At 71.1% G+C, this 10,699-nt stretch carries 8 protein-coding genes; 1 reads left to right on the top strand and 7 read right to left on the bottom strand.

The annotated features are described in order from the left end of the window. Positions 1–68 precede the first annotated feature (68 nt). The 3 genes from FM076_RS17300 to clpB all read right to left on the bottom strand — a co-directional run bounded on the left by FM076_RS17300 (position 69) and on the right by clpB (position 4,825). Complete coding sequence (locus tag FM076_RS17300; RefSeq protein ID WP_173871787.1) at positions 69–1,394, bottom strand: phytase; 1,326 nt, start codon at positions 1,392–1,394, stop codon at positions 69–71. 168 nt (positions 1,395–1,562) lie between these two features. Further along, on the bottom strand, positions 1,563–2,093 hold the full coding sequence (locus FM076_RS17295; RefSeq protein WP_173874818.1) for a YbjN domain-containing protein: 531 nt from the start codon (positions 2,091–2,093) through the stop codon (positions 1,563–1,565). 107 nt (positions 2,094–2,200) lie between these two features. After that, positions 2,201–4,825: an ATP-dependent chaperone ClpB gene (clpB, locus tag FM076_RS17290; RefSeq protein ID WP_173871785.1), complete on the bottom strand. Its 2,625-nt coding sequence runs from the start codon at positions 4,823–4,825 to the stop codon at positions 2,201–2,203. A gap of 209 nt (positions 4,826–5,034) precedes the next feature. On the opposite strand from clpB, the gene FM076_RS17285 reads away from it, so the two are divergent. Next, positions 5,035–5,931: a serine hydrolase gene (locus FM076_RS17285; RefSeq protein WP_173871783.1), complete on the top strand. Its 897-nt coding sequence runs from the start codon at positions 5,035–5,037 to the stop codon at positions 5,929–5,931. 137 nt (positions 5,932–6,068) lie between these two features. Here the strand turns inward: FM076_RS17285 and FM076_RS17280 are convergent, their stop codons facing one another. Genes FM076_RS17280 through dnaK form a run of 4 tightly spaced genes read right to left on the bottom strand, consistent with a single transcriptional unit; the run spans position 6,069 to position 10,373 of the window. Continuing rightward, positions 6,069–6,554 (bottom strand): heat shock protein transcriptional repressor HspR, encoded by a 486-nt coding sequence (locus FM076_RS17280; protein ID WP_428814902.1) that lies wholly within the window; start codon positions 6,552–6,554, stop codon positions 6,069–6,071. A 1-nt stretch (position 6,555) separates the two neighbouring features. After that, entirely contained in the window at positions 6,556–7,740 is a 1,185-nt protein-coding gene (dnaJ, locus tag FM076_RS17275) for a molecular chaperone DnaJ (RefSeq protein WP_173871781.1), read from the bottom strand. A gap of 27 nt (positions 7,741–7,767) precedes the next feature. Further along, a complete protein-coding gene (grpE, locus tag FM076_RS17270) occupies positions 7,768–8,511 on the bottom strand; it encodes a nucleotide exchange factor GrpE (protein WP_173871778.1) in 744 nt (247 codons plus the stop codon). Continuing rightward, positions 8,508–10,373: a molecular chaperone DnaK gene (gene dnaK, locus FM076_RS17265; RefSeq protein ID WP_173871776.1), complete on the bottom strand. Its 1,866-nt coding sequence runs from the start codon at positions 10,371–10,373 to the stop codon at positions 8,508–8,510. Before dnaK ends, grpE begins: the two co-directional genes overlap by 4 nt. Positions 10,374–10,699: the final 326 nt, after the last annotated feature.

Here is a 10,699-nt window from a genome sequence, read left to right as displayed (position 1 = left end):
GCCGCACCCCCGCGGTGGTACCTGACAGGTGTCAGGGGCGGCCGTGGCGCTCCGCGCGCCCGCGGCCCTCAGCCGTCCAGGGCCCGGGTGACGTCCGCCAGGTCGACGAACTTGAAGCCCGTCGCCCCGCGCTCGCCGTCCTGCGGGGTGTCGTGGCCGTCCTGCACGACGAGCAGTCCGTCCGGATACCGCTTCCCCAGCGGGGCGTTGAGGACGGCGGCGCCGTCGCACTCCTCGGAGCCGTCCAGGTCCCGCCCGGCGGCGGTGACGCGGAATCCGCCCTCGTACTCGTTCTCCTCGTCCCGCTCCCGGTCGAACCCGGCGAAGGTGCTGTCGCCCTGGCTGGAGGCGAGCAGGACCCCGTCGCCGTCCTTCTCGGCGAGCAGGGTCAGCCCCTCGACGTCCGCCGACAGGTGCGTGCCGCCGAAGCCCGGGTCGGCGCCGGGCACGCACTCCTCGCTCTCCTCGTCGTAGCTGCCAGGGACGCCGTACTCGCGGACCTTCTCGACCAGGTGCGGGGAGCCGGTCAGGTCGGCGCGCAGCCGCCAGATGCCCACGTCCTCCTGACCGGCGTAGAGCGTGCCGTCCGCCGGGTCCACGACCATGCCCTCGACCTGCGGCTGCTCGTCCGGCTCGCCGCAGGGGGACCAGGACGTGCCGTCGGGGAGCCGGAAGGAGGAGGGCAGGTCGAGGGTGCGGACGGTGCGGTAGGTGACCTTCCCGGCCGCGGTGGGCGTCAGCTCCAGCAGCGCGAGGCGGGTGGTGTTCCGGCGGCTGACCAGGGCGTAGGAGCGGCCGGTCGCCGGGTCCGTCCAGGTGGCGAGGCCGTAGGCGGTGCGCTGTTCGTTGATCTCCTCCTGCCCCGAGGAGAAGACCGGCCGGGCCGCCGGGTCGGTCACGTCGGTGAGCGGTGCGCCGTCGCCGTTCCGCGCGATGCGGTAGACGCGCAGCCGGTCGTGGCCGCGGTCGGTGGTGACCGCCAGATCGGACGGGCCGGAGCCGAGCCGCATGCCGTGGACGAGGTCGACGTTGTTGAAGCGGCCCGGCGCGTCGTCCGGGCCGTCGGCGGGCGGTGCCGGAAGGGACTGGACCTGGCGCGCCGCCAGGTCGTACACCCGCAGCCCGCCCTCCTTCGCCGTCGCGATGACCAGGCTGGCCCCGGGGTCGGCCGGATCGCGCCAGATCGCGGGGTCGTCGGCGTCGGCGTTGCCGCCCGCCTCGTCGTCGTGGAGCGGGGGCGTCTGCGCGCGCGGGGTGACGGCCGGGAGGGCGCCGCCGGCGCCGTCCGCGGCGGCCGGCACGGCGCCGGCCGGGGTCGCGGCGAGCGCGGTGAGGGTGGTCAGCGCCGTGCCCAGCAGAAGGGCGGCGGGACGTGCTGTGCGGTGACGGAACACGGTCAACCCCTTGGCTGACGGGGACAGGGCCAGGTACCGGGCCGAGCCTCCGACGGCCGGGCCACCCCCTTGTGTACCCAAGGTGGCGGAGCTGTGACCGTACGGCGAAGGGCCGGGGCGCGCGCTCGGGTGCGCGCCCCCCGGCCCGGTGCCGCCGACCGCGGTCGCTCAGCTGCCCTCGCCGTCGCCCTCGGAGGAGTCGATGTCCTTCTCCAGGCCGAACTGCTCCACCAGCCACCGGTCGAACTCGATGGACGCCCGCACCCAGCTGACCGTGCTGGAGACGAAGTGCTCCAGCGAGACACCCGTGCCGATCAGCATCTGCGCCTCCCCGATGAGACGGACGCTGCCGTCGTCATGGGTGTGCGTGTAGACCTTCGGCCACAGCGTGCGGCGGTTCCAGTCGTCGATCGCCTCGAGGAGCTTGGGCTTGTCCTCGATGGTGTGGGGCCGGTCGTAGAACGTACGGACGGAGAAGACCTGCTGCTCCTCCTCCCCGCGGAACATGAAGTAGGTGCGGAACTCCTCCCACGGCGCCGCGAGGTCTCCCTCGTCGTCGACGACGTACTTCAGCTCCATCTGGTCCAGGAGCTGCTTGACGAGGTCCTGGTCGGGGAGGATCGGTCCAGTGGGTCCGGACTCCTCCGGCTCCTCGGGCTGGCCCCCGAAGTTCGGGATCGAGGACGGGTCGATGCTCACGTGGGTGTTTCCCTTCATACGGCTGACGCCATCCTCCCGCACGGGCCCCCCGGAATGACAACCCTGCCGGGCAGGCGCGCCCCGCGGGCAGCCCGCACGGGCGGTGCTCAGCCGTTCGCGGTGCCGACCACCAGGCCGTCCCAGCCCTCGACGTGGTCGACCCGCACCACGTCGCCGTCCCTGATCTGACCGGCGAGGATCTCCCGCGCGAGCTGATCACCGATGGCGGTCTGCACCAGACGGCGCAGCGGCCGGGCGCCGTACGCCGGGTCGTTGCCCTCGACCGCCAGCCAGTCGAGCGCGGCCGGGGTCACCTCCAGCTCCAGGCGGCGCTCGGCCAGCCGGGCCTGGAGGGAGTCGACCTGGAGCCGGGCGATCCGGCGCAGCTCCTCCCCGGTGAGGGCGGAGAAGACCACCAGGTCGTCCAGCCGGTTGAGGAACTCGGGGCGGAAGGCGGCCCGCACGGCGGCGAGCACCTGCTCCCGCTTCTCCTCCTCCTTCTCCAGCGGGTCCATCAGATGCTGGCTGCCCAGGTTGGAGGTGAGGATGAGGAGGGTGTTGCGGAAGTCCACGGTCCGGCCCTGGCCGTCGGTGAGGCGGCCGTCGTCGAGGACCTGGAGCAGCACGTCGAAGACGTCGTGGTGCGCCTTCTCCACCTCGTCCAGCAGGATGACGCTGTACGGGCGCCGCCGCACCGCCTCGGTGAGCTGGCCGCCCTCCTCGTAGCCGACGTAGCCGGGCGGGGCGCCGACCAGACGGGCCACGCTGTGCTTCTCGCCGTACTCGCTCATGTCGATCCGGACCATGGCCCGCTCGTCGTCGAACAGGAAGTCCGCGAGCGCCTTGGCCAGCTCCGTCTTGCCGACGCCGGTGGGGCCGAGGAAGAGGAAGGACCCGGTGGGGCGGTCGGGGTCGGCGATACCGGCCCGGGTGCGGCGCACCGCGTCGGAGACGGCACGCACGGCCTCCGTCTGGCCGATCAGCCGCTTGCCCAGCTCCTCCTCCATACGCAGCAGCTTCTGAGTCTCGCCCTCCAGCAGCCGGCCGGCCGGGATGCCCGTCCAGGCGGCGACGACATCGGCGATGTCGTCCGAGCCGACCTCCTCCTTGACCATCTTGTCCCGCTCGCCCTTCTCGCCGGCCGCGGCCTCCTTCTTGGCCTCTTCCTCCTCCTCGGTGGCGGCGGCCAGCTCCCGCTCGACGGCCGGGATCTCGCCGTAGAGGAGCTTGGAGGCGGTGTCGAAGTCGCCGTCGCGCTGCGCGCGCTCGGCCTGGCCGCGCAGATCGTCCAGCTTCTCCTTCAGCTCACCGACCCGGTTGAGGCCCTGCTTCTCCTTCTCCCAGCGCGCCGTCAGTCCGCGCAGCTCCTCCTCCTTGTCGGCCAGCTCGCGGCGCAGCCGCTCCAGGCGCTCGACGGAGGCCGGGTCGGTCTCCTTCCCCAGGGCCAGCTCCTCCATCCGGAGCCGGTCGACGGCACGCTGCAGCTCGTCGATCTCCACGGGTGAGGAGTCGATCTCCATCCGGAGCCGGGAGGCCGCCTCGTCCACCAGGTCGATGGCCTTGTCGGGCAGGAACCGGGAGGTGATGTAGCGGTCCGAGAGCGCGGCGGCGGCCACCAGCGCGCCGTCGGAGATCTGCACCTTGTGGTGCGCCTCGTAGCGCCCCTTCAGCCCGCGGAGGATCGCGATGGAGTCCTCCACGGTGGGCTCGGCCACCAGCACCTGCTGGAAACGGCGCTCCAGCGCCGGGTCCTTCTCGATCCGCTCGCGGTACTCGTCCAGCGTCGTGGCGCCGACCATCCGCAGCTCGCCGCGCGCCAGCATCGGCTTGAGCATGTTGCCCGCGTCCATCGCGGAGTCGCCGCCCGCGCCCGCGCCGACCACGGTGTGCAGCTCGTCGATGAAGGTGATGATCTGGCCGTCGCTCTCCTTGATCTCGGCCAGCACCGTCTTGAGCCGCTCCTCGAACTCGCCCCGGTACTTGGCGCCCGCCACCATGGCCCCCAGATCGAGCGCCACCAGCCGCTTGTTCCGCAGCGACTCGGGCACATCGCCCTTGACCACGCGCTGCGCGAGCCCCTCCACCACGGCGGTCTTGCCCACCCCGGGCTCACCGATGAGGACCGGGTTGTTCTTCGTCCGCCGCGAGAGCACCTGCACCACGCGGCGGATCTCGTGGTCCCGGCCGATGACCGGGTCCAGCTTGCCCTCGCGGGCCGCCGCCGTCAGGTCGGTGCCGAACTTCTCCAGCGCCTTGTAGGTGCCCTCCGGGTCCGGGTTGGTGATCCGGCGGCTGCCGCGCTGCTCCTGGAAGGCGTCCAGCAGCTTCTTGTCGCTCGCGCCCTGCTCCTTGAGCAGGTCCGCGACGGCTCCGCCCTTCGCGGCCAGCGCGATCAGCAGGTGCTCGGTGGACACGAAGCTGTCCCCCAGCTCCTTGGCGCGCTGCGCCGCGTCCGCGATGACGGCGAGCAGGTCGCGGTCGGGCTGCGGCCTGCTGACCGTGGAGCCCTGGACGGTGGGCAGCGCCGCCAGCCGGCGCTCGGCTCCCGCGCGCAGGGCCGCCTGGTCCGCCTCGACGGCGGAGACGAGGTCCTGGATGTTCTCGTTCTCCTCGCCCGTGAGCAGGGCGAGGAGCAGATGGGCCGGCGTGATGTCGGGGTGGCCGTCCGCCACCGCGCGGTCGTTGGCCGCGCTGATCGCGTCCCGGCTCTTGTTGGTCAGCTCCGCGTCCACTGTCCTGCTCCTCCTCCAGTGCTGCCTTCCGCTGCCGTCGCGCCGCACCACTGGTGGCCGCCGACGCTTGCTATCTCCAGCATGCAACAAGTTGAGTCTATTCCACTCAACCACCGAAACGGTCTACTATCCCGATTAGTTCCCGGACCGCCCAGGCTCCGGGTATCCGCCCAACCAGCCGCCTCGCGGCGGCACTTGGAGCTGACACAGTGAGAATTGGTATTGCCGGCACCCGCCGTGCCGCCACGGTCGTCCTCGCCTCCGGAGCCGTTCTGGCGACGGGCGTGGCAGCCACCCCCGCGACGGCGGTCACCGTCGCGGCGAAGAAGCCCTCCATCACCGCCAAGGGCGGCTACGTGATGAACAGCGGCACGGGCAAGAGCCTCTACACCAAGGCCGCCGACACCCGGCGTTCCACCGGTTCGACGACCAAGATCATGACCGCCCGCGTGGTGCTGGCCCAGCGGAACCTGAACCTCAACCGCAAGGTCAAGATCCAGAAGGCGTACAGCGACTACATCGTCCGCAACACCGCCTCCTCCGCCCGGCTGATCGTCGGTGACAAGGTCACCGTCCGCCAGCTCCTCTACGGGATGATGCTGCCCTCGGGCTGCGACGCCGCCTACGCGCTGGCCGACACCTTCGGCAACGGCTCCTCCCGCTCCGCCCGCGTCAAGTCCTTCATCGGCAAGATGAACACCACCGCGCGCAGCCTCGGCATGACGAACACGCACTTCGACTCGTTCGACGGCATCGGCAAGGGCAGCAACTACTCCACCCCGCGCGACCTGACCAAGCTGACCCGCGACGCCATGAAGAACGCCACCTTCCGTTCCATCGTGGCCACCCGCTCCACCAAGCAGCGGACGGTCACCCGCAGTGGCGGCTACCGCACCATGAACTGGACCAACACCAACCCGCTGCTGGGGACCTACTCCGGGGCGCTCGGCGTCAAGACCGGGTCCGGGCCCGAGGCCAAGTACTGCCTCGTCTTCGCGGCCAAGCGGGGCGGCAAGACGGTGATCGGTACCGTGCTGGCCTCCTCCTCGTCCGCCAACCGTACGAAGGACGCCAAGAAGCTCCTCTCCTACGGCTTCGCCAGGTAACACCCACGCCCCCGCGGGACGGCTGCCCACAACCGGGAGGGGTGCCGCCCCACAACGGGGGAAAGCCCCGCCCACAACCGGGCGGGGCCACAACCGGACGCGGGCCGGCCCCGGCCAAGGGCCGGCCCGCGAACCGGTTACTCCCTCGGTTTGGGGCGCCAGACGACCAGGGCGCTGGAGGAGCGCACATCCTCGTACGGCACCAGATCGCGCCGGTACGAGGCATGGACCTGCGCCTCCCGCTGCCGCATCGCGGCGGCGGCGCCCTCGACCGCGGCCGACAGCTCCGCGACCCGCGCCTGCAGCGCCGCGACCTGGTTCTCCAGCTCGATGATCCGCTTGATCCCGGCGAGGTTGATGCCCTCGTCCTGGCTGAGCCGCTGCACCTCGCGCAGCAGTTCGATGTCCCGCGCCGAGTAGCGGCGGCCCCGCCCGGCCGTGCGGTCCGGCGAGACCAGACCGAGCCGGTCGTACTGCCGCAGGGTCTGCGGGTGCAGGCCGGAGAGCTGGGCGGCGACCGAGATGACGTAGACCGGGGTTTCGTCAGTCAGCTCGTACGCCGCCGCGCGTGACGCGCGCGCTCCCGCGGCGAATGTCCGTCTGCGTCCGTCCCGGCCGTCCACCTCAGTCTCCCTTCGCCGCCTTGAACAACGCCGCGCGCGGGTCCTCGTCCGCCGTCGCGTCCCGGAAGGATTCCAGCGCGTCCCGCGCCTTGTCGTCCAGCTCCCTGGGCACGGTGACCTCCACCGTCACCAGCAGATCGCCGCGTGTGCCGTCCTTGCGGACCGCGCCCTTGCCGCGGGCCCGCATGGTGCGCCCCGACGGGGTGCCCGCCGGGATCTTCAGGGTGACGGGCGGGCCGCCGAGCGTGGGCACCTTCACCTCGCCGCCGAGCGCGGCCTCCGGGAAGGTCACCGGCACGGTGACCGTCAGGTTGTCACCCTTGCGCCCGAACACCGGGTGCTTGTCCACGTGCACGACGACGTACAGGTCGCCGTTGGGGCCGCCCCGCTCGCCCGGGGCGCCCTTGCCGCGCAGCCGGATGCGCTGCCCGTCGCTGACGCCCGCGGGGATGCGCACCTGCATCGTGCGGGAGCTGGTCGCACGCCCCGAGCCCTTGCAGGTGTCGCAGGGGTCCTGCGCGATCAGCCCGCGCCCCTTGCAGTCCACGCACGGGTCGGTGAGCGAGAAGCCGCCGCCCGTGCCGCGCGAGACCTGGCCGGTGCCCACGCAGGTGGGGCACACCCGCGGGGTGCCGTTCTTGTCCCCCGTACCGGCGCAGTCCTTGCACGCGGCGGAGGAGGACATCCGCAGCGGGACCGTGGCCCCGTCCACCGCCTCGGTGAAGCTGAGCGTCACCTCGGACTCGATGTCCTGGCCGCGCCTCGGCTGCGTCCGGGTGCCGGCGCCGCCGCGGTTGAACAGGCCGCCGAAGACGTCGCCGAGACCGCCGCCGAACCCGCCGGGGCCGCCGGCGCCGCCCTGGCCGCCGCCGAACAGGTCACCCAGATCGAAGTTGAACGTTCCCGCACCGCCCGCGCCACCCGCGCCGCCGGGCCGGAAGCCCCCGCTGCCGAAGAGGGTGCGCGCCTCGTCGTACTCCTTGCGCCGCTTGGGGTCGCCGAGCACGTCGTACGCCTCCGAGGCGTCCTTGAAGCGCTCCTCGGCCTTGGGGTCGCCGGCGTTGGCGTCCGGGTGGTTCTCCCGGGCCAGCTTGCGGTACGCCTTCTTGATCTCGGCTTCGGTGGCGTCCTTGGGGACGCCGAGGACCTTGTAGTAGTCCTTCTCGATGAAGTCCTTGGTACTCATCCTCGACGTCCCTCCTCCCGGCCTCGGTCAGGCCTCGTCCGGGCCACCGCTCTCCTCTTCGGCTGCCTGCGTCTCGCCGGAGCCCTCGCCCTCCGCCTTGCCGCCCGCGGCACCGGGCTGCGGCTCGGCGACACCGACCCGCGCCGGACGGATCGTCCGCTCGCCGATTCGGTACCCGGGCTGGAGGATCTGCACGCACGTCGTCTCCGTGACGTCCGGCGAGTAGGAGTGCATCAGCGCCTCGTGGACCGTCGGGTCGAAGGGCTCGCCCTCCTTGCCGAACTGCATCAGGCCCATCTTGGCCGCGACCATCTCCAGCGACTCGGCGACCGACTTGAAGCCGCCGACCAGCTCGCCGTGGTCACGCGCCCGGCCGATGTCGTCCAGCACCGGCAGCAGCTCGGCCAGCAGGTTCGCGACGGCGATCTCCTTGACCGCCGCCCGGTCCCGCTCGACCCTGCGGCGGTAGTTCTGGAACTCCGCCTGGAGCCGCTGGAGGTCCTGCGTGCGCTCGTTGAGCGCGGCGCGGGCGGCCTCCAGCTCGGCCGCGGGGCCGGCCTGCTCGGCCTCGCCCTGCCGGCCCTCGCCTTCCGTGCTGTCCGTGTCCCGCGCGCTCGCATCGCCCGCGCTGTCAGGGGTCTGGGTGTCCCCGGCCGGCGCCTCGGCGGCCGCCTCCTTGTCGGAGGCGGCCTGGTCGGCGGCTGCTGCCCGCTCACCGGCGTCGGCGGGGACGTCGGGCTCCTTGGGGAAGCCCGCGGTCTCCTCCGTCACGCCGCACCGTCCTTCGGCTTCTGCTCGTCGTCCACGATCTCGGCGTCCACGACGTCGTCGTCGCCCTCGGCCTTGCCCGCACCGGCACCGGCGGCACCCGCCTCGGCGCCGGCCGCGCCCTGGGCCTGCTGCGCCTCGGCGTAGAGGGCCTGGCCCAGCTTCTGGCTGGTGGCCGCGACCTTCTCGGAGGCCTCGCGGATGGCCGCGGTGTCCTCGCCCTTGAGCTTCTCCTTCAGGTCCTCGAGGGCGCTCTCCACCTCCGACTTGGTGTCGGCGGGGACCTTCTCCTCGTTGTCCTTGAGGAACTTCTCCGTCGTGTAGACGAGCTGCTCGGCCTGGTTGCGGGTCTCGGCGGCCTCGCGGCGCTTGTGGTCGTCCTCGGCGTACTGCTCGGCCTCGCGCACCATGCGCTCGATGTCCTCCTTGGGGAGGCTGGAGCCGCCGGTGACCTGCATCTTCTGTTCCTTGCCCGTCCCCAGGTCCTTCGCGGAGACGTGCATGATGCCGTTGGCGTCGATGTCGAAGGTGACCTCGATCTGCGGCACCCCGCGCGGGGCCGGCGGCAGACCGGTCAGCTCGAACATGCCCAGCTTCTTGTTGTACGCCGCGATCTCCCGCTCGCCCTGGAAGACCTGGATCTGCACCGAGGGCTGGTTGTCCTCCGCCGTGGTGAAGGTCTCCGAGCGCTTGGTCGGGATCGTGGTGTTGCGCTCGATCAGCTTGGTCATGATGCCGCCCTTGGTCTCGATACCGAGCGACAGCGGCGTCACGTCCAGCAGCAGGACGTCCTTGACCTCACCCTTGAGCACACCCGCCTGCAGGCTGGCACCGATCGCCACGACCTCGTCCGGGTTCACACCCTTGTTGGCCTCCTTGCCGCCGGTCAGCTCCTTGACCAGTTCGGCGACGGCCGGCATACGGGTCGAACCACCGACGAGCACGACGTGGTCGATCTCGCCGAGCTGGATGCCCGCGTCCTTGATCACGTTGTGGAACGGGGTCTTGCAGCGCTCCAGGAGGTCCTGGGTGAGCTGCTGGAACTGCGCCCGGGTCAGCTTCTCGTCCAGGTGCAGCGGGCCCTCGGCGGACGCCGTGATGTAGGGCAGGTTGATCGTCGTCTCGGTCGACGAGGACAGCTCGATCTTCGCCTTCTCCGCCGCCTCGCGCAGCCGCTGGAGGGCCATCTTGTCCTTGGACAGGTCCACGCCGTGCCCGGACTGGAACTGCTTGACCAGGTAGTCGACGACGCGCTGGTCCCAGTCGTCACCGCCGAGGTGGTTGTCACCGTTGGTGGCCTTCACCTCGACGACACCGTCGCCGATCTCCAGCAGCGAGACGTCGAAGGTACCGCCACCGAGGTCGAAGACCAGGATCGTCTGGTCCTCCTTCTCCAGGCCGTAGGCCAGGGCGGCGGCGGTCGGCTCGTTGACGATACGCAGCACGTTGAGGCCCGCGATCTCGCCGGCCTCCTTGGTGGCCTGGCGCTCCGCGTCGTTGAAGTACGCCGGGACGGTGATCACCGCGTCGGTGACCTTCTCGCCCAGGTACGACTCGGCGTCGCGCTTCAGCTTCTGCAGCACGAAGGCGCTGATCTGCTGCGGGTTGAACTGCTTCTCGTCGATACCGATCTTCCAGTCGGTGCCCATGTGGCGCTTGACCGACCGGATGGTCCGGTCCACGTTGGTGACCGCCTGGCGCTTGGCCACCTCACCGACGAGAACCTCACCGTTCTTCGCGAAGGCCACGACGGACGGCGTGGTCCTGGCGCCCTCGGCGTTGGTGATGACGGTGGGCTCACCGCCTTCGAGAACACTGACGACGGAGTTCGTCGTGCCCAGGTCGATGCCGACCGCACGTGCCATGTCTGTTTCCTCCAGCTGTCTGTCTTATTGAGTGAAGCTGACTCAAGACTGCCTCACCGGTCCCACTCCGTCAAGAAGCCTGAGTCAGGCGGACTCAACCTCTGTGCTTACAGTACGCGCATGGTCGGCCCCGCACGGCAAGAGCACAGCACCAGAGGCGGCCGACACCCCCGCTCCAGCCCGTTCACGCCTCCCCGCACCCGCTCCGGCCCCCGCCTCTCGCGGGGCGACGCAAATCACCGGACGGCTCGCTACAGGGAGCGGCGGCAAATGGGTAGTCTCATACGGACTGGATAAGTTACTGCTTAGTACGTGACGTAGAAGAC

Source organism: Streptomyces albus subsp. chlorinus, from assembly GCF_013302895.1.
GTDB lineage: Bacteria > Actinomycetota > Actinomycetes > Streptomycetales > Streptomycetaceae > Streptomyces > Streptomyces chlorinus.
Note: the sequence above shows the minus strand (reverse complement) of the source record. Positions and strands in the feature narration are given on the sequence as shown.

Excerpts from the sequence above, each read along its gene's own strand:
- dnaK (WP_173871776.1), bottom strand. The coding sequence starts at position 10,373 with ATGGCACGTGCGGTCGGCATCGACCTGGGCACGACGAACTCCGTCGTC.
- dnaJ (WP_173871781.1), bottom strand. The coding sequence starts at position 7,740 with ATGAGTACCAAGGACTTCATCGAGAAGGACTACTACAAGGTCCTCGGC.